This window comes from Giesbergeria giesbergeri (genome assembly GCF_054779375.1).
The window spans coordinates 1-23,194 of sequence record NZ_BAAGYJ010000004.1; the positions used below are offsets into that span (position 1 = coordinate 1).

Annotated in this window: 18 protein-coding genes; 11 read left to right on the forward strand and 7 right to left on the reverse strand. The window is 60.9% G+C overall.

Annotated elements, in window-relative coordinates; all coding sequences use genetic code 11:
* From ACYVB2_RS08970 to ACYVB2_RS08990, 5 genes are all read right to left on the reverse strand, one after another.
* A partial coding sequence (locus ACYVB2_RS08970) for an electron transfer flavoprotein subunit beta/FixA family protein (RefSeq protein ID WP_460536232.1) occupies positions 1-364 on the reverse strand: 364 nt, incomplete at its 3' end.
* A 12-nt stretch (positions 365-376) separates the two neighbouring features.
* Positions 377-2,509: a fatty acid oxidation complex subunit alpha FadB gene (gene fadB / locus ACYVB2_RS08975; protein WP_382432791.1), complete on the reverse strand. Its 2,133-nt coding sequence runs from the start codon at positions 2,507-2,509 to the stop codon at positions 377-379.
* Between the two features lie 26 nt (positions 2,510-2,535).
* Positions 2,536-3,720: a beta-ketothiolase BktB gene (gene bktB, locus ACYVB2_RS08980; protein ID WP_382432789.1), complete on the reverse strand. Its 1,185-nt coding sequence runs from the start codon at positions 3,718-3,720 to the stop codon at positions 2,536-2,538.
* A gap of 36 nt (positions 3,721-3,756) precedes the next feature.
* Complete coding sequence (locus ACYVB2_RS08985) at positions 3,757-5,547, reverse strand: acyl-CoA dehydrogenase (protein WP_382432787.1); 1,791 nt, start codon at positions 5,545-5,547, stop codon at positions 3,757-3,759.
* 39 nt (positions 5,548-5,586) lie between these two features.
* Positions 5,587-7,254: a fatty acid--CoA ligase gene (locus tag ACYVB2_RS08990; RefSeq protein WP_382432785.1), complete on the reverse strand. Its 1,668-nt coding sequence runs from the start codon at positions 7,252-7,254 to the stop codon at positions 5,587-5,589.
* Positions 7,255-7,629: 375 nt separating this feature from the next.
* Between ACYVB2_RS08990 and ACYVB2_RS08995 the strand changes: the two genes are divergently transcribed.
* The gene (locus tag ACYVB2_RS08995) at positions 7,630-10,461 is read left to right on the forward strand and encodes a LuxR C-terminal-related transcriptional regulator (RefSeq protein ID WP_382432783.1); all 2,832 of its coding nucleotides are present in this window, start codon (positions 7,630-7,632) and stop codon (positions 10,459-10,461) included.
* 123 nt (positions 10,462-10,584) lie between these two features.
* Positions 10,585-11,931: an LLM class flavin-dependent oxidoreductase gene (locus ACYVB2_RS09000; RefSeq protein WP_382432781.1), complete on the forward strand. Its 1,347-nt coding sequence runs from the start codon at positions 10,585-10,587 to the stop codon at positions 11,929-11,931.
* A gap of 54 nt (positions 11,932-11,985) precedes the next feature.
* On the opposite strand, the gene ACYVB2_RS09005 is transcribed toward ACYVB2_RS09000, so the two are convergent.
* Complete coding sequence (locus ACYVB2_RS09005; protein WP_382432779.1) at positions 11,986-13,584, reverse strand: rhodanese-related sulfurtransferase; 1,599 nt, start codon at positions 13,582-13,584, stop codon at positions 11,986-11,988.
* Positions 13,585-13,619: 35 nt separating this feature from the next.
* Entirely contained in the window at positions 13,620-14,252 is a 633-nt protein-coding gene (locus ACYVB2_RS09010; protein WP_382432777.1) for a cysteine dioxygenase family protein, read from the reverse strand.
* Positions 14,253-14,457: 205 nt separating this feature from the next.
* On the opposite strand from ACYVB2_RS09010, the gene ACYVB2_RS09015 reads away from it, so the two are divergent.
* The 9 genes from ACYVB2_RS09015 to ACYVB2_RS09055 all read left to right on the forward strand — a co-directional run bounded on the left by ACYVB2_RS09015 (position 14,458) and on the right by ACYVB2_RS09055 (position 23,176).
* Positions 14,458-15,477, forward strand: a complete 1,020-nt coding sequence (locus tag ACYVB2_RS09015) for an ABC transporter substrate-binding protein (RefSeq protein ID WP_382432775.1) — start codon at positions 14,458-14,460, stop codon at positions 15,475-15,477.
* An 18-nt stretch (positions 15,478-15,495) separates the two neighbouring features.
* Positions 15,496-16,554, forward strand: a complete 1,059-nt coding sequence (locus ACYVB2_RS09020) for an ABC transporter permease (protein WP_382432773.1) — start codon at positions 15,496-15,498, stop codon at positions 16,552-16,554.
* The gene (locus ACYVB2_RS09025) at positions 16,548-17,381 is read left to right on the forward strand and encodes an ABC transporter ATP-binding protein (RefSeq protein WP_382432771.1); all 834 of its coding nucleotides are present in this window, start codon (positions 16,548-16,550) and stop codon (positions 17,379-17,381) included. The genes ACYVB2_RS09020 and ACYVB2_RS09025 overlap by 7 nt, the downstream gene beginning before the upstream one ends.
* Positions 17,382-17,398: 17 nt before the next feature.
* Positions 17,399-18,580: a c-type cytochrome gene (locus ACYVB2_RS09030; protein WP_382432769.1), complete on the forward strand. Its 1,182-nt coding sequence runs from the start codon at positions 17,399-17,401 to the stop codon at positions 18,578-18,580.
* Between the two features lie 133 nt (positions 18,581-18,713).
* Positions 18,714-19,817, forward strand: a complete 1,104-nt coding sequence (locus ACYVB2_RS09035; protein WP_382432803.1) for an LLM class flavin-dependent oxidoreductase — start codon at positions 18,714-18,716, stop codon at positions 19,815-19,817.
* A 50-nt stretch (positions 19,818-19,867) separates the two neighbouring features.
* Positions 19,868-20,689, forward strand: a complete 822-nt coding sequence (locus ACYVB2_RS09040; RefSeq protein WP_382432767.1) for a class II aldolase/adducin family protein — start codon at positions 19,868-19,870, stop codon at positions 20,687-20,689.
* Positions 20,686-21,831: an acyl-CoA dehydrogenase family protein gene (locus ACYVB2_RS09045; protein ID WP_382432765.1), complete on the forward strand. Its 1,146-nt coding sequence runs from the start codon at positions 20,686-20,688 to the stop codon at positions 21,829-21,831. Before ACYVB2_RS09040 ends, ACYVB2_RS09045 begins: the two co-directional genes overlap by 4 nt.
* A complete protein-coding gene (locus tag ACYVB2_RS09050; protein WP_382432763.1) occupies positions 21,828-22,802 on the forward strand; it encodes an NAD(P)-dependent oxidoreductase in 975 nt (324 codons plus the stop codon). The genes ACYVB2_RS09045 and ACYVB2_RS09050 overlap by 4 nt, the downstream gene beginning before the upstream one ends.
* 167 nt (positions 22,803-22,969) lie before the next feature.
* On the forward strand, positions 22,970-23,176 hold the full coding sequence (locus tag ACYVB2_RS09055) for a dodecin (RefSeq protein ID WP_382432761.1): 207 nt from the start codon (positions 22,970-22,972) through the stop codon (positions 23,174-23,176).
* Positions 23,177-23,194 lie beyond the last annotated feature (18 nt).

Sequence of the window (23,194 nt, forward strand, 5' to 3'; positions counted from 1 at the left end):
CGTCGATGGCTTGCTTGCCCAAAATGATGAGGCCGGGTTGTTCTTTGTCCACCAGCGCCTTGAGCAGCTTGGCCACGGCCAGCGGTTGCAGTTCGGCCTCGGTTTCGACCAAGATGGCGCGGTCGGCACCAATCGCCATGGCCGTGCGCAGGGTTTCCTGGCACTGGGCGGTGCCGCAGGAGACGGCGATCACCTCAGTGACCAAGCCTTTTTCTTTCAGGCGCACGGCTTCTTCGACGGCAATTTCGTCAAAGGGGTTCATGCTCATTTTGACGTTGGCGATGTCCACGCCGGTGCCATCGGATTTGACACGCACTTTCACGTTGTAGTCCACCACGCGCTTGACCGGTACGAGAATTTTCATAGTTTCAATCTCTCAATCATGGAAATAACGACCCGCTGCCGCACGCTGCACCACGGCGGGTGCTGGTGCATACAGTGGTGAAATGGATTGGTAGCTTTGGCAACGGCGCACCATCTCGGCCAAACCGATGCGGTCGGCCCAGTGCAGGATGCCGCCCAAATGGCGCGGAAAGCCCAGCCCCAGAATCAACCCCATGTCCACCTCCACGGCTGAACCCACAATGTTGTCGTCTAGGCAACGTGCGGCCTCTAGCACCATCGGTAGCATCATGCGGTCTATGATCTCTGCGTCTGTGAAGCTGCGCGGGCCACGGGGCTGCACAGCAGCCAGCAGGGCCGAAACGCCCTCATCTACCAGCCGCTTGGGCTTGCCCTTGGCATCGGTTTCGTAGCGGAAGAACCCTGCACCAGACTTTTGCCCCAACCGCTGCGACTGCACCAGCAGCTCTACGGCCAACGGAAAATCGGGCTGCATCCGAGGGCCGTAGCCATCGGCAATGATGTGCAACACATGCTCGAGTGTGTCCATCCCGATCACATCGGCCAGATAAGCGGGCCCCATCGGCCAGCCAAAGGCTTCCATGACCCGATCCACCTGCTGGTAGTCGGCCCCATCATGCACCAGCCGCAAAAAGGCCAGGCAGTATGGCACCAGAATGCGGTTGACCAAAAAGCCGGGGCAGTCCTGTACCACAATGGGTGTCTTGCCCATGGCCACCGCATAGCCAGCGGTGGAGGCGGCTGCCACCGCATCGGTGGCCGGGCCTTGAATCACTTCTACCAGTGGCATTTGTGGCACAGGGTTGAAAAAGTGCATGCCAACAAAGTTTTGTGGCCGCTGCAAGGCGCTGGCCATGTCGGCAATGGACAGTGACGAGGTATTGGAGGCAATGATGGCTTCTGGGCCTACCAACGCCTCCACCTCGGCCAGCACTTTTTTCTTGATGCCCAGGTTCTCGACAATGGCTTCAATCACGATGTCGGACTGCTCAAAGCCTGCAAAATCGAGTTGTGCGTGGATGGATGCCCGCACCTGCTGGGCTTTTTCGGGTGGCATGCGGCCCGAAGCCACTTGCTTGGCCAGCAGCTTGTCGGCCTCGGCCAGCCCCAAATCCAGTGCAGGCTGGGCAATGTCTTTCATGCGCACAGCAACGCCGCGCACGGCGCTGGTGTAGGCAATGCCCCCTCCCATGATGCCCGCGCCCAACACCGCCGCTTGTTTGACGGGCCGAGCCTGCCGGGCATAGGCCTTGGCCTTCTTTTTCAGAAACTGGTCGTTGACAAACAGGCGCACCAGTGAGGCGGCTGTTTCTGTCTTGAACAGGCGGGCAGCCACCTGCGCCTCCTGTTGCAAAGCGGCGGGAGCCTCTTGGGAGGCTGTGTCTGCCAACAACTGCACAAAGGCCGAGGCTGCGGGGTAGTGGGCAGCCGTTTTGGCTGTGCTGACACGGGCCTGCTCCAGCACCGCAGCATCCAGTGCCACACCGGCATGGACGCGCGCCCGATACGCTTGCCAATCCTGCTGGCCGTGGGCCGCTTGGGTCAGCCAAGCCAGTGCCGTACTGCGCAGAGCGTCGGGCGTTGCGATGGCATCCACCGCGCCCGCCTGTAGGGCCGCAGCCGCCTTGTGGGAGGTGCCGCTCGTGATCCACTGCAACGCCACCGCACTCCCGGCAATGCGCGGCAGCCGGGTAGAACCACCATAACCGGGGATGATGCCCAGACTGACCTCTGGCAAACCCACCACGGCCCCTTCGGCCATGACACGGTGGTCACAGGCCAAAGCCACCTCCAAGCCGCCCCCCAAAGCCGCTCCGTTGATGGCAGCCACTGTCGGAAAAGGCAACTGGGCCAGCGCAGTCAGGGTGGCACTGCCCTGCACCACAGCGGCTTCTATCTCGGCCTGCGAACGCTCCAACAACGCCCGAAACTCGAAAATGTCGGCACCCACAATAAAACTGTCTTTGCCGCTGCTCAACAACAACCCCCGCACCGCTGGAGTCTGTTGCAGCAAGGCCAACGCCTGCCGAAATTCTGCCATTGTGGACTGGTTGAGCTTGTTGACGGCCTCACCGGTGCCGTCAAAACACAGCTCCACCAACCCATCATCCAAGGGCACCAGTCGCAGGTTTTTTCCTTCAAACATGTTCAATGTCCTGCTGCTCATGGGGTTTAGATTCGCTCAAAAATAGCCGCAATGCCTTGGCCTCCGCCAATGCACATCGTCACCAACGCATAACGGCCTTGGATACGCTGCAACTCGTGTACAGCCTTGACCGTAATCAATGCCCCAGTGGCACCGATGGGATGACCCAACGAGATGCCCGAGCCATTAGGGTTAACTTTGGCAGGGTCCAAGCCCAAGTCCCGGGCCACAGCACAGGCTTGTGCTGCAAAGGCTTCGTTGGCCTCAATCACATCCAAGTCTTGCACTGTCAGGCCCGCTTTTTTGAGGGCCAGTTGCGTGGCAGGCACGGGGCCAATGCCCATGTATTTGGGATCTACCCCAGCGTGGGCATAGGCCACCAAACGGGCCAAGGGCTGAAGACCACGGGCCTGTGCGGTTTGCGCCTCCATCAGCAGCACCGCAGCCGCAGCGTCATTGATACCCGAAGCATTGCCCGCAGTAACAGTGCCGTTTTCTTTCACAAACACTGGCTTGAGTTTGGCAAAGTCTTCCAGCGTGGCATCGGGGCGAAAATGCTCATCTGTGGCATAGGCCACCTCGCCCTTGCGGCTCTTGAGCATGACGGGAACAATTTGATCCTTGAAATAACCCGCCTGCGTAGCGTGTTGGGCGCGCTGGTGGCTTTGCATAGCCAAATGGTCTTGCTCTTGGCGCGTGATGCCCCACTTGCTTGCAATGTTCTCGGCTGTCACACCCATGTGGATTTTGTGAAAAGGGTCGTGCAAGGCACTGACCATCATGTCCACCATCTGGGTGTCTCCCATGCGGGCACCCCAACGGGTATTGAGGCTGGCATAGGGAGCACGGCTCATGCACTCAGCCCCCCCACCAATGGCAATGTCGGTGTCACCCAACAAAATACTCTGGCTGGCTGAGACTATCGCCTGCAGACCCGAACCACACAGGCGGTTGACGTTGAACGCAGGCGTGCCTTCGGCACAGCCCCCTTCAATGGCCGCCACGCGCGACAGGTACATATCGCGTGGCTCGGTATTGACCACATGGCCAAACACCACATGGCCTACATCCTTGCCTTCTGTTTGGGTGCGGGCCAAAGACTCTTTGACCACCAGCGCCCCCAATTGGGTGGGAGGCACATCTTTGAGGCTGCCACCAAAAGTGCCAATGGCGGTACGGACTGCGCTGACGACGACGACTTCACGTTGCATAACGGTCTCCTGGAATGGTTGTAGGACGTGGGGTACTCAGAACGCGCTCAGGGGCATGGCAGCCATGCCTTGGTAGCCATTGACGATGCTGTCACGCAACGCTCCTGTGCGGGGCAAGATGTGGTCGGCATAGAAACGCACGGTGGCAATCTTGGCCTGCATGAACTCTGCATCACGGCCTGCCGCCAGCTCACGCTCGGCCACCTCCAGAGAGCGGGCCAATTGCCAACCTGCCACCAAGTTGCCTGCGAGCATCAAATAAGGCACGCTGGCGGCATAGACCGCATTGGGTTGAGACTTGGCCTGAGAGGCAATGCACTGCACCGCACCAACAAAGGCTGCACGGGCCGCCTGTAGCCGCGCTGCCACGGCGCGGGCGTGGTCACTGCCTTGGGCCAAGGCCGCCTCGGTGGCCGCAATTTGCTCGGCCAATGCCAAGGCCATCTGCCCCCCATCGCGGGCGGTCTTGCGGCCCACCAAGTCATTGGCTTGGATGGCCGTGGTGCCCTCGTAAATGGTCAGGATGCGGGCATCGCGCAGGTGCTGGGCCGCCCCCGTTTCCTCAATAAAGCCCATGCCGCCATGCACTTGCACACCCAGTGTCGTGACCTCTTGGCTCATCTCGGTGCTGTAGCCCTTGACCAACGGCACCAGCCACTCATACAACGCTTGGTTGTGCCGACGGGTGGCCTCATCAGGATGGTGGTGGGCCAAATCGTAGGCAGCTGCTGTCACGCTGGCCATAGCCCGGCAGCCTTCGGTCAAGGCACGCATGGTCAACAGCATGCGCTGCACATCGGGATGCTGGATGATGGCCACCGCGCCAGAGGCACTGGCGTCTACTGGGCGGCTTTGCACACGGTCGCGGGCATATTGCACCGCTTGCTGGTAAGCGCGTTCGGCCACCGCCACCCCTTGCACCCCCACGGCAAAGCGGGCAGCATTCATCATGATGAACATGTATTCCAAGCCGCGGTTTTCTTCGCCCACCAAATAGCCAATAGCGCCGCCGTGGTCGCCAAACTGCAAGACGGCCGTAGGGCTGGCCTTGATGCCCAGCTTGTGCTCAATGCTGACGCAATGCACATCGTTGCGCTCACCCAAAGAGCCATCGGCATTGACCAACACCTTGGGCACAATAAACAGGCTAATGCCCTTGACGCCCTCGGGCGCACCCTGCGCACGGGCCAGCACGAGGTGGACGATGTTTTCGGCCATGTCATGCTCGCCATACGTGATGAAAATCTTGGTGCCAAAGATTTTGTAGCTGCCATCCTGTTGGCGCTCGGCACGGGTGCGCACCAAGGCCAAGTCAGAGCCTGCCTGGGGCTCGGTCAGGTTCATGGTGCCAGTCCAGGTGCCAGCCACCATCGGGGGGATGTAGGTGGTCTGCTGCTCGGGCGAACCGGCGGTCAGCAACGCCTCAATAGCCCCATCCGTGAGCAAGGGGCACAGCGCAAAGCTCAGGCTAGACTGGTTCAGAATCTCGATGACGGCAGCACCAATAGTTTTGGGCAGCCCCTGACCACCAAACTGTGCTGGATGCTGCAAGCCCTGCCAGCCTCCTTCGCCAAATTGCTGAAAGGCTTCCTTAAAGCCAGGGGTGGTGACTACCTTGCCATCCTCAAAATACGAGGGATTAAGGTCGCCCGCACGGTTGAGTGGGGCCACAACCCCCTCATGAAAACGGGCACATTCATCCAAGACAGCTTGGGCGGTTTCCAAACCAGCGTCTTCAAAAGCGGGCACTTGGACAGCCATCTGCTCCAACTGGGCCAAGTGCTGTACGTTGAACATCAAATCTTTGACGGGGGCGGCGTAGCTCATAGGGGACTTTTTTATGGGTTGAATAGAAGAGGAAACGGCTTACTGGGCTGTGGGTGCAGGGGCTTGGGCACTCTGGTAGGTTTGGCGCAATTGCCGCTTGTTGAGCTTGCCCACGCTGGTGCGGGCAATCGACTCCACAAACTGCACCTGTTCGGGCACAGCAAATTTGGAGATATGGCCCTGATTGGCAAAATGGGTCAGGTGCTCGCGAATGTCTTGTGCCGAGGCCGTGCAACCTTGGCGCAACACCACCAAGGCCATAGGGCGCTCGCCCCAGCGGGCATCATTGACGGCAATCACTGCGGCTTCAGACACTGCCGGGTGGCGTGAAATCAGGTCTTCCAGCTCTAGCGAGGAAATCCACTCCCCGCCAGTCTTGATCACGTCTTTGATACGGTCGGTCACGCGCAGGTAGCCATGCGCATCAATCACACCAATGTCATTGGTGTGCAGATACCCCCCCTCCCACAGCACTTCGGAGTTGGGGGCATCTTGGAAGTAGCCCTGTGTGAGCCAAGGCGCACGCACCACGATCTCACCAGAGGCCGTACCGTTGTGGGGCACATCCTGCATATTGGTGTCCACAATGCGCAGGTCTACCAGCGGAATGGGCAACCCCGTGGTGGTGCGCACCTGCAATTCACGCTCGGCATTGCCCTGCAACGGTGTCTTGATTTGGGCCAGTGTCAGGATCGGGCAGGTTTCTGACATGCCATAGCCCGTAAACACATCAATGCCACGCTCTACGGCGGTTTGGGCCAGCCCTTGCGACAGGGCCGATCCGCCAATGATCATCTTCCAGCCGCGCAGATCTGTCTGTGCGGCAGCGGGATGGTTCAAGACCATGTGCAGCAGCGTAGGCACCCCATGCGAGAAGGTCACTTTCTCTTTGGCAATCAGCGCCAACAGGGTGTCGGGTATGTAGCGGCCTGGGTAAACCTGTTTCAGGCCCATCAGCGTAGCGATATACGGCAACCCCCACGCATGGACATGGAACATCGGTGTCATGGGCATATAGACGTCATCGCGGTGGATGCGCCCTTGATCGACCGCACTGGTCAATGCCCCCATCGTTGCCAGCGTGTGTAACACCAGTTGGCGGTGGCTAAAGTAAACCCCCTTAGGCAGGCCGGTGGTGCCGGTGGTGTAGAAAGTAGTGGCGCGGGTGTTTTCGTCAAAATCTGGGAACGGGTAATCCGCACTGGCCAGACCCAACAAGGTTTCGTATTCGCCCCCAAAGCCTTCGGGCAACGCCAGCGTCTGGCCGTCGGCAATCAAGATGAAGGTCTGCACCGTCTCTAAACGGGGGCGTATTTCCTGCAACACCGGCAAAAAGTCGGCGTGCACCAGCAATGCCTTAGCGCCCGAGTGGTTGAGGGTGTAGGTGATCTGGTCAGGTGACAGGCGCACATTGGTCGTCATCAGCACCGCGCCCATCATCGGTACAGCAAAGTAAGCTTCGAGATAGCGGTGGCTATCCCAGTCCATCACAGCCACGGTGTCGCCGGGCTGAACGCCTGCACTGCGCAGGCTGCTGGCCAACTGACCAATGCGTTGGCGAAACTGGCGGTAGCTGTAGCGGGACTGGTCGCGGTAGACGATCTCTTGGTCTGGATTGACGGCCAAGGGGGTGGTCAACAATTGCTTGATCAGCAGCGGGTAAGCGTAGGCTGAAGGGGTACGGTCAATCAACGGAAGGGCATCCATGCCTGTGTCTCCTGGTGCTGCGGCTTGTGCAACCCCGCACGCCGCCATAGAGAAAGCATAGGGCGACCACCCCTGAAAGCATCCCCCCGCAAAGGGGAGGCGCTGCCATTGGCGATGGGGGGGGAGGCCATAGTGGTAAACCCTGATCACCCCACCTGAATCAGGCCACCGCCCTTGCCCAAGACGGGCTGGCAGGGCAAACCCTGTGTGGCCCATCTGATGCTGGAAGCAGCCCCAATGCTAAAATTTTTGACACTGCCAAGGTGATTCAGTTTGGGGCTCGACCCAGACTCTCAGAGTCCGGCTCTATCCTTTGCGGCCATCCGTTGCCCGGCATGGCAGGCCGGAATTTCCATCTGTTTGCACCTTGTTTGTATGTCTGGGCCTGTCCCCCTCTCCAGTCCCGTCTGGCACCTGACGCTGATCCAGACCAAAATGACGCCCCCCAGCCCCCCCCGCAGGCAGGTGGCGCGGTTGGCCCTGTGCCAACGCCTAGAACAAGCCCTAGAGCGCCGCGTGACAGTGGTCACGGCCCCGGCGGGTTTTGGCAAAACCACCTTGCTGCGCCAATGGTGTGAGGAGTTGCGCGCACGCCAGCATGTGGTGGGCTGGCTGAGTGTAGACACCGAAGACAACGATCTACAGCAGTTTGGTGCCTACCTGTTGGGCTGCCTGCGCCTGGGTGGTGTGGGCGGACAAGCCGAAGCACTGCTGCGTGACGACCCCATGACCCCCGTCAACGCCATTGTGTCGGTGCTGCTCAACGAAATTGCTGCCGACCCGCGGCAAGTGTTTCTGGTGTTAGATGATTTTGACCGACTGACTTCACAGACCATCCGTGCCCTAGTGCTGCGGCTGCTGCGCTACGCCCCAGCCAATTTTCATCTGCTGATGGGGGTACGGCACGACCAAGGCCTGAATCTGGGCGAACTGCGGGCACAAGACCAGTTGCTCAACATCGGCGTTGACGAGCTACGCTTTACGGTAGAGGATGCACGCCGTTTTCTGTGCCAAACACGGGGGGTGGCACTAGACCCCTCTAGTGTGCAAATGCTGCACGATGCTACCGAAGGCTGGGTGGTTGGCCTGCAACTGGCCTCGTTGGCGCTGGAACAATCTGTGGATGCAGCCCAAGTGGCCCACGACATTACCAGCAATCGGTACGGCATTGACGCCTACCTCGAAAGCACGGTGTTGGCACAAATGCCTCCGGCCATGAAGCAGTTTGCCTTGCGCACCTCCATTCTGGAGCGCCTTGGGCCTGAGGTGTGCGATGCCGTCATGGCCGAGCACGGCAGTAGCTGGGAAAAACTCGAATGGCTGGAGCAGCACAACCTGTTTTTGCGCGCGCTGGACGAAGAACGGCGCTGGTACCGCTACCATGCCCTGATGGCGGCTGCACTGCGCCGACGGGCCGAACGCAGCTTGGCCACCGAGCTACCCCAACTGCACCGGCGGGCGGGCGCTTGGTTTGCCGAACAGCAACTCTGGCCCGAGGCTGTGCGCCATGCACTGGCCTGTGGCGACATGGCACAGGCCGCAGGTTGGGTGGAGGCCGCAGCAATGGCACTGATTGGCCGCAGCGATGTGCGCACCGTGCTGGGCTGGCTGGCTAAATTGCCCCCAGAAATCGTGCAGGAGCGCCGCCGCTTGCGGCTGGCACGGATTTGGGCGCAATTGTTGTCTTTGCGGGGCCGCGAAACCACCGAAGCAGCGGCCCTACTAGCGCAGGAGGTGACACAACAACAAGCCTTGGGCCACACCTCGGCTGCCGACACGTCACTGTTGGCCGAAATCAATGCAGCCAGAGCCCTCAATGCCGGGCTCATGGACGATTCGCACACATCGATGGAACTGGGCCGTTTGGCACACGCACAGGCACAAGCGTCCTCTACGGCACCCGGATGGGTGCGGCGCTTTGCCGAGGCAGCATTGGCATTTGGGCTGCCCTACGCTGGACGATTTGACGAAGTACGGCAGTTGCGCCAGACGGAAAGACGCGACCTCGACAGCGAAGTCTCGCTGTATGCCGACGTTTACTGCACCAGCATGTTTGGCCTGAGTGCGCTGGTACAAGGGGAAATTGACGAGGCGGCAGCCATCTTTGAAGCAGCCCTGAGCAAGGCCGAAGGCATGGTGGGCCGCTACGCCGCTGCCGCTGTGCTGCCCGCAGGCTATCTGGCCCAGATTTACTACGAGCGCAACGACATGGTGCGGGTGGAGCAAGTGATTGCAGGGCGCACAGCCATAGCCATACAGGCCTGCGCTCTGGGGTCACTACAGCGGTACTGTCGCACCTGCGCCCGCTGGTTTGCCCGGCGGGGTGACTTGGCCTGGGCATTGACCATTCTGGATGAAGGCAGAGAGTTGGCCGGGGTGCGGCAGTGGTTGCGACTGCGGGCCAGTTGTGATGCCGAGGCCGTGCGTCTACACCTGTTGCACGGAGACCTAGAGCAAGCCCAAAGGGTGGTAGACGAACTCAGCGCCGCCATGCCCACGACTGAGCCTTCGCCCATAGGCAGCTTTTTAGAAACCTACGCTAGCCATGCCTTTGCCCAAGCCCGGCTGGCCATGGCCCAAGGCCGGGCCGGGCAGGCGGTTGAACGGCTGACGGAAGTGCAGAGCCGCCTACACGCCGCAGGCATGGCCTACCTGCATGCCATTGCCTCCATGCTGCTGGCACTGGCCCTCGACCAGCGCGGCAGCCAAACCGAGGCTTTTAGCGCCTTGGATCAGGCGCTGGCCTATGCCCAAGCCCAAGGCATGGTGGGAAGCTTTATTGATGAAGGGGCCGTGATGGTTGGCCTGCTGCGCGCACGCCAGAGCTACACCGCCCGGCCTTTGGAGCCTGTAGGCTCCATCGTCGGGCAATTGCTAGAGCTGCTGGATACCAACCACCGGCCAGATACCGCGCTGACCCCTGCTGTCCAGCCCCATACCGGCACGGCCTCACCACTGCTGAGTGGACGCGAAATTGAAGTGCTGGGGCATATTGCCCAAGGGCTGTCCAACAAAGAAATTGCCCGTGCTTTGCAAGTGGCCCCCGAGACCGTCAAATGGCACTTGAAGAATATTTTTGAAAAGCTCAATGTTGGCTCTCGTGTTGAGGCGGCCCAAGTGGGCTTGGGCCTGCTGCGCTTGTTGCCGGGCCATACCACAGAGGCTACGGGCGTGGCCCCACCTACCAAAGGCCGCCGCACGGCATAGCAGGTGTTTGGTCAGGAAGCGGGCTGTTTTCTGCGCATACCGATAGTTGTTTTTCTTGGTTGGTCGGCCACAGACGACGGCCTACGCTGTGGCTTTTATCCACTCTGCCCACAAGGAAAATTCATGACTACCGCAACGGCCCCAGCGCCCCGCACCCTCAAACTGGGTTTTGTTCTGCATGGCGTGGGGGCTGGCTGGGGCGACTGGCGCCACCCAGAGGCTGTGACGGATGCCAGCACCAACTTTCGTTTTTACCAATCCCAAGCCCAACTGGCCGAACAAGCCCGATTCGACTTTTTGTTTGTGGCCGATAGCGTCCACATCACCCCACGCTCCAGCCCGCACTACCTCAACCGCTTTGAGCCTGTAACAATTCTGTCGGCATTGGCCAGCGTGACCCGCCACATCGGGCTGGTAGCCACCATCACTGCCAGCTACAGCGAGCCATTTACCGTGGCCCGACAATTGGCCTCGCTAGACCATCTCAGCGGTGGGCGGGCTGCCTGGAATGTGGTGACTTCTTGGCTCGATGGCAGCGCCCGCAACTATGGCCGCCACCAACACTATGCCCACGACGTGCGCTACCGCCTAGCCAACGAACACTTGGACGTGGTGCAAGGACTGTGGGACTCTTGGGAAGACGATGCACTGGTGCGCAACCAAGAAACCGGCCAGTTCTTCGATGCACAGAAGCTGCACCGCTTAGACCATCAAGGCGAGTTCTTCTCGGTGGAAGGGCCGCTCAACATCAGCCGTTCACCACAAGGCCAGCCGGTGATTTTCCAGGCTGGTGCCTCAGAGAATGGCAAAAACTTTGCTGCCCAACGGGCCGATGCCATCTTCTTCCATGCCGACAGCTTTGAAGAAGCCCGCGCCTACTACCAAGAGGTGAAAGAGCGTGTCGCTGCCGCGGGCCGCAACCCCGACCAAGTGTTTTTGCTGCCCGGTTTTCGCCCGATTGTGGGGCGCACTGCCGAAGAGGCAGAACGCAAATACGAAGCGTTGGCGGCACTGGTGCCGATAGACAACGCCATTGCGGCACTGGCGCGGCCGTTCAACGACCATGATTTTTCGCAATACCCACTGGATGCCCCTTTCCCAGAGCTGGGCGACCTGGGGCGCAACAGCCAACAGGCAGCCAGCGACAAAATCAAGCAATATGCCAAGACCCACCACCTGACGCTGCGCGAAGCAGCACAGTGGTACGCCCGGCCCAAACGCACTTTTGTGGGCACAGCAGAACAGGTGGTAGATGAAATCCAGCGTTGGTTTGAGGGGGGTGCTGCCGATGGCTTCAACTTCTTTGAGGCGCTGCCCAATACCTCGCTCAAGGATTTTGTCGAATGGGCTGTACCACTGTTGCAACAGCGTGGGCTGCTACGCACCGAATACCCCGCCAGCACCTTCCGGGGCAATCTGGGGCTGCCATTTCCCATCAATCGTTACGCTCGGGAGCCACTGGCCACATGACCAATGGCAATGGCTGCCCTGTACGGGCAGCCATTGTGCGGGCCGCGTTGCGGCTCAAATCACCCGAAAGCCATGTGTGCCATCACGGCCCAATTGCTCAACCAAGCCAAACTCCCAGTCCAGATAAGCTTGCATGGCCTCGCGGGCGTTGTCGGTGCCTTCATAAGGTCGGCGATAGCGGTCAATGCAGGGCGAGGCCAGATGGGTGGCACCGTGCTCCAGTGGCAATCCCGCCTCTATCCAAGCGGTAGTGCCGCCTTGCAGCACATACACCTCTGCCCCGGTCAGACGTGCCACATCAGCGGCGGCATAACGGGCGAGCAGGCTGCTACCGCAGGTCAGCACATAACGGCGGGCTTTTGGCAGATGGGCCACAGCCTCAGCCAGTTGGGAACGCAACACAAACCAAGCCCCCGGAATATGGCGCTTGACATAGTTGGCGCTGGTGGTGGTGTCGATCACCACTGTTTCAGCAGCAGCCCCCGTTTGCAGCCAACTGGCCAACTCAACCGGTTGCACCAAGTTCAATGGGCCTTGTGGCTCTGGGTAACTGGGGGCGGGGGCAGCCACCTCAACAAAGGCACTGGCAGGCACACCGTCCAACACCCAAACCTCCCAGTTCATTTGCGCCAACCAAGAAGCGGTCATGTGGGCGCGCACCCCATCGGTATCTGCCAGCACAATGCGTGCGCCGCGTACGGGGGCGCAGTGGTCGGTCTCTTGCACCAATTGGCCGCCGGGGGCACTGCGAAAGCCCGGCAAATGGCCTGCCGCGTATTCTTCGGGGGTGCGAACATCCAACAGGTAGGTGGTACGCCCTGCTTGGGCCACAAAATGTGCCACATCTGCGAGCTGGGCGTGGCGCACCCCGGCACGGTCGGCCACCGCACGGGCTTGGCGGGCCGCTTGGGCCTGTTGCTCTGGCGAGACGGGGCCAAAACGACGGTCGGCACCATGCTCCAAGGTTTGGCCAGCCAGCGTCCAGCCAATGGTGCCATTGCGCAAAGCCGCTACCGGGTTGGGGATGCCCGCATTCACCAGCGACTGGGCACCAATCAGGCTGCGCGTACGCCCAGCACAATTGACAATGATCTGTGTGGCTGGATTGGGGGCGAGGGCTTGGGCGCGCAGCACCAACTCGGCCCCCGGCACGCTGATGCCCCCAGGAATGCTCATGGTCTGGTATTCATCCAAGCGGCGGGCATCGAGCACCACCACATCGGCATGTTGTTTGAGCAAGGTATGCACCTCTTCGGCGGCCAGCGAGGGGGTGTGACGCACCGATTCCACCAGCTCACCAAAAGATTTGCTGGGCACATTCACATCGATGAAGATTTCACCGCCCGCATCCTTCCAGCCTTGCAGCCCGCCGTGGAGCAAGGCCACATCGGTATAGCCCAGTTGTTGCAAGGTACGTGCTGCCGGTGCGGCCAGCCCCTCACCATTGTCATAGACCACGATGGCGGTATCGCGCCGAGGAATACGGCTCCAAGCATCCAGCTCCAGACGGCCTGCGGGAAAGTTGGCGGCAAACAACGGATGGCCTTGGGCAAAAGGGGCTTCTTCGCGCACATCGATCAGTGCAATTTCTTGCTGCGCCAGCAGCGCCTGGCGCACATCCTGAAAGGTTTTGAAAGGCAAGGGATGGGTCATAGTGTGGTTCAGAAAAGCAAAAAAGACAGGCAGACTCAAACAACAACCGCCGCCGCCTGCAAGGCGGCGTTCTTCTCGGTAGACAAATCCCAGATATTGGGCAAGGCGGTGTTGCTGTAACCCGAGACAAAGGGCTTGCGGCTGCCATCCTCCAAAAACACTGACCGCTCTACCGCGCCAATATTGGCACCGTACACATGGATGCTGATAGAGGGCTGGTCGGCCAGCGCATTGCTCACACGGTGCACATCACCCACGGTGGGCGAGACCGCCTCCACCTGACCAGGCCGCAACACCACGGGTGCGCCACTGGGCACCCAGCGGCCCAGTGCATCTTGCGCATAACCCTGCGACACCTCTGCGCCGCGCAACAGGCCAATCAGCCCCCACACGGTGTGATCGTGGATGGGCGTGGACTGCCCCGGCCCCCACACAAAGCTGACCACAGAAAAACGCCCCAGCGCATCGGCGTGGAGCAAATTTTGTTGGTAATACTGCGGTTGCGGCTGGGCGTAGTCATTGGGCAACCAGTCGTCATGGGCGACCAAATCGGCCAACAGGGCGCTGCCCTGGGTCAGGATCTCTGGCTCGGCGGGCTGGCGCTCCAGCAGGGCTGCCAGCTGCTGCACAAAGTGGCGCAGACGATGGGATGAAGGGTGCAAACGCATAGATAGACGGGTGCAAGAGAGAAGCAAGGGTTGGCATTGCATCGCATCGCCCGCATTTGCGGTGCTGATTCTTTTGCATATAGATGGCCGTTTTTCTTCGTTCCCCCAAGCCACGCACTGGGATGCAATGCAGACTTTTCGGGCACGCGAACACAGCACAAAACGCTGGTGCGTGCAGCTGTCATTTCAGGAAGAGGGGGTTTTTATGGTCGCAACACAAGATTTCATCGGGTCACGCCGCCAATGGCTGCGCGCTGTCGGGGCAGCGGGGATCGTGGGCGCCACTGGCATGGCGGCCAGCCATGTGTTGGCCCAAGGCACGACCGGCAAGCTGCGCCAGTTCAAGCTGGCTTGGAATGCCAATGCCCCGTGCTTGGCCGCGGCCCCAGTGGCCCTGGAGCGCGGACTGTTTGAGAAACATGGGCTGCAGGTAGAGCTCATCAACTTTGCTGGCTCCACTGACCAACTGCTCGAAACCATTGCCACGCAAAAGGCCGATGCCGCGCTGGGCATGATCCACCGCTGGATCAAGCCGCTAGAGTCTGGGCTGGATGTGAAGCTGGTGGGCAGCAGCCACGGCGGCTGCGTGCGGCTGGTGGGTTATGAACCTGCCGGGGCCACCACACTGGCCCAACTCAAAGGCAAGACGATTGCGGTCTCTGACCTCAACAGTCCGGGCAAAAATTTCTTTTCGGTGTTGCTGGTCAAGGCCGGTCTGAACCCCGACAAGGACGTGACTTGGCGCCAGTTTCCGGCCGACATGCTGGGGCTGGCTGTCGAAAAGGGCGAAGCCCATGCCATAGCCGACAGTGACCCCAACTTGGCACTGATCCAGCGCCGCACCAAAGGATTGGTCGATCTGGCCACCAACCTGTCGGGCGAATATGCCGCCAAAACCTGCTGTGTGGTGGGGGTAGGCACCAAGCTGGTACAGGCTGAGCGCCCAGTGGTGGCATCGCTGGTGCGTGCCATCAATGAAGCCTCGGAATTTGTGGCCGACTATCCCAATGAGGCCGCCAAGCTCTACAAGCCCTACTCCAAAGCCTCGCTAGAAGACTTGCGTGCTGTGCTGGGCACGCTGACCCACCGCAGCCATCCACACGGTGCAGCTTTGCAAAAAGAAGTCGAGTTCTATGCCCGCGATTTCAAACTGGTCAATGTGCTCAAGCCCGGCACCGACCCCGCACGGCTAGCCAAGCACGTCACCGTAGACGTATTGGGCTAAGCCCCTAGGAGCCTGAACATGAGCACTACCGCCGACAAACTGTTTCCCCCTCCTATCCCAGTGGCAGCTGCCTTGCGCCGCCCCACAGCGCACACACCGGCCAGCGCCCATGCAGAACGCCTCTCACCTTGGTGGGGCGGCTTAATCGCCGCGTTGGCCTGGGGTGTGCTGGGCAGCCTGACCTACGCTTGGCCCAACAAAGAAGTGGGCTTTAGCGACTGGGCCTACACCACTGAGTTTGCTTGGGTGGCCTTCGCGGTGGCCGTGGTGCTGGCAACCATCGGTTTGGCCCCTGCATTGGCAGGTGCCTTGCTGCCACGCTTGCGCTTGGCAGGGCCGTGGCTGGTGGCCTCTGCATTGGGCTTGGCACTGTGGGAGCTGTTCACCGCCAAGCTGGGCACCTTGCCCACCCCCTTCTTTGCGCCGCCACAAAGTTTGGCCGAGGTCTTTATCTCAGATGGAGAACGGCTGATCGATTGCGCGGCCAATTCGATCAAGCTGCTGCTGATCGGTATTGGTTTTGGCGGAGGAACGGGCTTTGTGGTGGGGGTGCTGATTGGCTGGTCTCGGCAGGCGAATTATTGGATTCATCCCGTGTTGCGCGTGCTGGGGCCCTTGCCCACCACGGCATTGCTGCCCATCTCGTTCTACTTCTTCCCGTCGAGCTGGTCTACCGCTGTGTTTCTGATTGCGCTGGGCACGGCCTTTCCAGTGGCTATCCTGACTTGGTCGGGGGTTTCCAGCGTGAACAAGAACTACTATGACGTGGCCCGCACAATGGGGGCTTCGCCTTGGTTTTTGGTGCTGCGGGTAGCCATTCCGGCGGCACTGCCGCAAGTGTTTGTCGGGTTGTTCATGGGGCTGGGCGCTGCGTTTTCGACGCTGGTAGTGGCCGAGATGTTGGGCGTCAAGTCTGGGCTGGGCTGGTATCTGACCTGGGCCCAAGGCTGGGCCAGCTACCCCAATATGTACGGTGCGCTGCTGGTGATGGCCCTGTTGTTTTCTGGCGTGATCTCGCTCTTGTTTTTGGCCCGCGATCGGGTGCTGTCGTGGCAAAAGGGGATGGTCAAATGGTGAGCACCGTTTTGCCCCCCAAGGCCACATCGGCCCACCCCACCACCGCCGCCCCGCAAGGCCAAGGCCAAGGCCAAGGCGCCCGCATTGAAGCACACAATGTCAGCCATTGGTTCCATCTGCCCAGCGGGGCTTTGCAAGTCATCAATGATTTGAACCTTGCGGTAGCGCCCGGCGAATTTGTTGCCCTGCTCGGCCCCAGCGGCTGCGGCAAGTCCACTTTTCTGCGATTGGTGGCCGGGCTAGAACCTGCCACCACAGGCCAGTTGCTGCACGATGAGCAACCAATCACAGACCCCGATCCCTCGCGGATTGTGGTGTTCCAAGACCCCACGCTGTTTCCCTGGCGCACCGTGTGGGACAACGTGGCCTTGGGGCTGCAAGCGCGTGGGCTCCTCAAAACCCAGCGCCACCGCGTGGACGATGCGCTCAAGCGGGTGGGGTTGGAGGGTTTTGCCAAAGCCTTTCCGCACCAGCTCTCTGGAGGCATGGCACAGCGTGTGGCCTTGGCACGCGCGTTGGTCAACGACCCCAGTTTGCTGGTGCTGGATGAGCCGCTGGGCAAGCTCGACTCCCTGACCCGCATTGCCATGCAGACCGAGTTGGTCGAGCTGTGGCAACGCACCGGGTTTTCAGCCTTGCTGGTGACACACGATGTAGAAGAAGCCTTGTTCATGGCCCAACGGGTGGTGGTGTTTTCTGAGCGCCCCGCCACCGTGAAGCAAATTTTAGTCAACGACCTGCCCTACCCACGCCACCGGGGAGACCCCCGATTGGCCCAACTGCGCCACGAAGCCTTGGCCCTGCTCGGGCTGGATGCAAGCTGGTAAGGTCAATTCACTTCGGCATGGACTGGAACTTGCCACCCGAGGCACTCAATGCCTTGCTCAGCCTGCTGCACGAGGCCCACATGGGCCTGCGGGCGCTGTGGCACGCACTGGGTTTATCCACCGAAGTGCATGGCCAACCTGCTTGGCCGTTTGCACAACGGCTAGCGGGCGAACGGTTAGTGCAAGAAGCAGGCCATGCACGCCGTGTGGTGCTGGCCTTGCTATCGGGGTTGACCGTGGTACTGCTGTGGGGTCTGTCGTGGCACTGGCGGCGCGCACGCGCAGTGCTGTGGGGGCTCACGGCGCTGCTGTTGCTGCTGACCCCGTGGCCCGAAGCCCGGTTGCTGCTCGCACCGGCAGTCAACACCAGCTTGCACCAGTCCCCCAGCCAATTTACCGCCGATGGCATCGTGCGTGGGCAAGCGTTGTACCAACAGCATTGCCTGCGGTGTCACGGCAGTGATGGTCGGGGCGAAGGGCCAGATGCACCGCATTTGCCGATGTGGCCCCCTAACTTCAGTGGTGCCTTGCTCTGGAAGCGACTGGAGGGCGAACTGTTCTGGCGTGTACGCCACGGGCTGCACAACCGCCACGGCCAAGCAACCATGCCCGGCTTTGCCTCCTCATTGAATGACACCCAAATCTGGGAACTGCTGGACTTCCTACAAGCCCAAGCAGCTGGCCAAACCTTGAAAGAATCTGGTGTCTGGCAATCGCCCATACGGCTGCCCAACGCCAGCGTGCGGTGCCGTCAGGGCCACCACAGCACGCTGCGCCACCTTACTGGCCAACGCCTGCGCATCGTGCTCACGGATGGCACCGCCCCCACCGTGGCCGAAGACCCCCGGCTGGTCACCGTGCTGGTAGGCCCATCCAACGACGCGCTGGCGCAAGCCGATCCCGAATGCCACAGCCACAGCACACAGATGACCGAGGCGCTGGCCTTGGTGCTGGGCGTGCCCACCCCTGAAGTGGTTGGTTACCAACTGATGGTCGATCGCCAAGGTTGGCTGCGGGCGCGGGGCAAGCCAGGGCAAGCTGCATGGTCAGAAAACGATCTGGTTTGTCGCTCCAACACCACGGCAGCTACTGCACCTACCAGCGCCAGCCCCAGCAGTGATGGACTCGAGAGCCTGATCCGCCGCATGGATGCCGAGCCAGTGCGCTTGCTACGGGGGGGCTTTCCACACGGCAGTTAAGGCGCTGCACTCGCGGCCTGTCATGCAGTTTCTGCATGAGCACGACCGTTTTCCTTCGTTGGCGCAGACCCATGCAGCTTCTATCGTCAAGGCCATTGATTGCTTTCTTCCTGACCGATTTCAAGGAGTTCTTATGGGTGTCCAGTTCATTGGCATGATCCAACCACACGAAGTGTCTGAAACCTTTGCCCGCAAAGGCAGTGCTGTCGATCCCGATTACGTTCGCGTCTTTGCCCAGGCCCATGAACACGCTGGGTTTGACCGCATTCTGGTGCCTGCCCACGGCACCAGCCCCGACAACCTGCTCACCGTGGCCTATGCGGCGCTGGCCACACGCAAAATTCCGTTTTTGTTGGCACACCGCCCCGGCCTGACGGCGCCCACCGTTGCCGCGCGCCAGTTGGCAACGCTAGACCAGTATTTGGGGGGCCGTGTGGCCGTCCACTACATCACCGGCGGGTCAGACGAAGACCAACAGCGTGATGGTGATTTTCTTGACCACGACCAGCGTTATGCCCGCACCGATGAATACCTGAGCGTGCTGCGCCGCGTCTGGACGGAAGAAGCCCCCTTTGACCATCAAGGGGCACATTACCGTATCCAAGGTGCATGGTCAGAAGTCAAGCCGCTACAAAAGCCCTATGTGCCCATTTATTTTGGTGGTGCCTCGGCACCGGCACTGCAAGTGGCAGGCAAACATGCCGATGTTTATGCGCTGTGGGGCGAATCGCTGGCCCAAGCCGGCGACTTGGTGCGCCGCGTACGCGCTGAGGCCGCACAGCATGGCCGCAGTATTGCGTTCAGCATTTCTTTCCGCCCCATTCTGGGAGCCACCGAAGAGCAAGCCTGGGCCAAGGCCGAGCGCATTCTGCAAGACACCCGCCGTTTGCGCAACGAACAAGGCTACGCCCGTGGGGGCGCACAGCAAAGCGAAGGCGCACGGCGCTTGCTCAGCGATGCGGCCCAAGGCGACCGCGTGGATGAACGCCTCTGGACAGCCATTGCCCGAGAAACGGGGGGACGCTCTAACACTACGGCGCTGGTCGGCACCCCCGAGCAGGTGGCCGATGCGCTGCTCAAGTACTACGACCTGGGTATCACCACCTTCCTGATTCGGGGCTTTGACCCACTGCCCGATGCCATCCAGTATGGCCGCGACCTGCTGCCACTGGTGCGCGCCAAGGTGGCCGAACGCGAACGCCTGGCCGCCGCCCAGCCGGTGCTCAAGGCGGCCTAAGCCACAGCGCCCCCGCCCACAGCCTCTCTTGACCCCATCACTGATTCACTATGTCCGCTGTTCTGTCTTCCTTGCCACGCACCAGCACGCTGGCCTTCAACCCCCAACCCGAACGCAAAGACTGGTTTGAACCCGCACCACCACGCCCCACCCTGGAGGCCGAACGCCGCTACCGCCAAGAGCGGCTGGCGGTGGCCTTTAGGCTGTTTGCCCAATGGGGTTTTGACTATGGGCTGGCCGGGCACATCACGGCCCGCGACCCCCAATGGACTGACCACTTTTGGGTCAATCCGCTAGGGGTGCATTTTTCGCAGATCAAGGTTTCAGATCTGCTACTGGTCAACTCCAACGGCGAAATTGTCATTGGCGAGGGGCCACTCAACCGGGCGGCCTTTGCCATCCATGCCGCACTGCACGAGGCCCGCCCCGACATTGTGGCCGCTGCCCATACCCATTCGGTGTACGGCAAGGCGTGGTCTGCACTGGGCCGCCTGCTGGAGCCATTGACGCAGGATTCATGCATCTTCTACGAAGACCACGCACTATTTGACGACTTCACCGGCGTGGTGCTGGAAAAAGAGGAAGGCCTGCGCATTAGCAAGGCGCTGGGCCAGCGCAAAGCAGTGATCCTCAAAAACCACGGCATCCTCACCGCTGGCCCCTCAGTAGAAGCCGCTGCTTGGTGGTATGTGGCACTAGAAAACGCCAGCCAAGCCCAACTGCTGGCCGAGGCCGCAGGCCAACCCCAGCCCATTCCCCATGCCATAGCCCAGCTTACCCACGCGCAAATTGGTGGGCCAGGAGGTGCCGAATTTGCCTTCAAGGCACTGTTTGAACGGTTGGTGCGAGAGCAACCCGAGGTATTGCAATGAATGCCCCACTCACCTGGGGCCAAACCGCCCAAACACTGGCAGTAGAGTTTGCCGCCCGCGCCGCCCAGCACGACCGCGAAGCCAGCTTTCCGTTTGAGAACTTCCATGACCTGCACCGCGCGGGGCTGTTGGCACTGGCGGCCCCTCGCGCCTTGGGCGGGCAAGGAGCCTCGCTGGCCCACCTGGGGGAGGTGATTGGTGCTGTGGGCCAAGGCGACCCAGCCACCGCGCTGGTGCTGACCATGCAATACATCCAGCACCGCAGCATGGGCCAGCGCGGCAAAATTTGGCCCGAGCATTTGGCACGCCAACTGGTACAAGAGGCCGTAGCAGGCGTCTCATTGATCAATGCGCTGCGGGTGGAGCCAGAACTGGGCTCGCCCGCCCGTGGTGGATTGCCTGGTACCGTGGCCCGTCAAACCACCGAAGGCTGGCGCATCTCGGGGCACAAGGTGTATTCCACTGGCGTGCCCATCCTGAAGTGGTATGCCGTCTGGGCACGCACCGATGAGGCAGAACCACGTTTAGGCACGTTCTTGGTGCCTGCTGGCCTGCCCGGCATTCGCATTGTCGAAACCTGGGACCACCTGGGCTTGCGCGCCAGTGGTAGCCATGATGTGATTCTGGACAACGTGCTCATCGCCCACGACCATGCCCTAGATTTGCGCCAGCCCCACGACTGGGCCGGGGGCGACCCCAGCCTACAAGCAGACATGACGGTGCTGATGGGAGCCCTCTATACCGGCGTGGCCCGCGCAGCCCGCCACTGGGTGATCGATTTTTTACGCCAGCGCCAACCCGCCAGCTTGGGGGCCACACTCTCGACCCTGCCGCGCGCCCAAGAAATCATCGGCCAAATCGAGGGCTGGTTGCTCACCAACCACCGGCTGATCGCCAGTCTGGCCCGCGATGTAGATGCCGGGCTGGATGTGCCCACTGTAGAGAGCGGCCTCATCAAATCCATCACCACCAACAACGCCGTGCAAGCCGTGCAAGCGGCCCTGTCCTTGAGCAGCAACCACGGTATCTCGCGCAAAAACCCACTGGAGCGCCACCTGCGCGATGTGCTCTGCGGACGCATCCACACCCCACAAGACGACAGCGTGCATATTGCCGCCGGACGGCGTGCTTTGGGCGTATGAGCCGCCCCCGCCTGACCATCCTGAACCAGCTTGGCACGGCTACCACCCGCGCCATTGCCACCTCGGGAGCGCAGGTGCAAGTGCTGGACGATGCCTGCGTATCCCCCTGGCAACAAACTGCCCATGCCGAGATACTGCTGACCGCACCACGCAATGGCTGGCGCGAAGCCCCGCAGCAAGCACCACCGGGCTGGCCGGGCCGCCTGCGTTGGGTACATACGGCCTCTGCGGGGGTGGACTTCTATCCCCGCTGGTTGTTAGATGTGCCACAGGTCAGCTGCTCACGCGGTGTGGCCGCCGCACCTATTGCCGAATTTGTACTGCACGCCCTGCTGGCACACACCAAGGAGTTGGGCCAGCGCCGGGTGACAGATCCACAACAATGGCACGATGGCTTTGCCCAAGTGCATACCACGCCCCTGGGTCTGCTACAGGGCCAAACTTTGGGTTTGCTGGGCTATGGCGCTATCGGTCAGGCCATCGCGGTTCGGGCGCAAGCCTTGGGCATGCATGTGCTGGCCCTGCGCCAAAGTGCTGCGCCTGTGGGGGATGCAGGTGTGGGCACGGTGCGCAGCTTGCCCGAACTGCTGGCGCTATCTGACCATCTGGTGCTGGCCCTGCCTGCCACAGCCGCCACATACCACATCATCAATGCCCACACCCTGGCGCATGCACGCGCTGGGCTGCATCTGGTCAACATTGCCCGTGGGTCACTGGTGGATCAGACCGCACTGCTGGCCGCTTTGGACGCTGGCCGCCTGAGCGGTGCCACGCTGGATGTCACCGACCCAGAACCCCTACCCACCGGGCATCTGCTCTACACCCACCCACGGGTGCGGCTCACGCCGCATATCTCTTGGTCGGCCAGCAACGCCGTGGCCGCAACCGCAGAAAAATTTGTGGTCAACCTACACCGCTATCTGCACGGCCAACCCTTGCTGGATCAGGTAGACCCCCAACGGGGCTACTAGAAGACCAGCCAGACAGCCCATGCCGCCACAAAGTCATTTTGGGAGTTTGCTTGCACACAAATCTTCGTTGGCGGCAACCCCCTGGGTGTCCATCATCACCTGACCGGACATCTCCGGTCAGGTTCTGCATTGCGCAGCCCTGCTGACCACAACCCAAGGATTTCACCATGAGCAACCATGTCTACCAGATTCTCGAATTCACAGGCTCTTCGACCGTTGGGTCAGACGAAGCCGTGCAAAACGCCATTGCCAAAGCTACCAACGCCAGCCGCCAGATCAAATGGTTTGAAGTAGTGGAAACACGCGGCCAAGTGCAAGACGGTCAGGTGGCGCACTGGCAAGTGACGCTCAAGGTTGGCCACACCCTGGCCTGAATACCGTTTTTTTGAGCG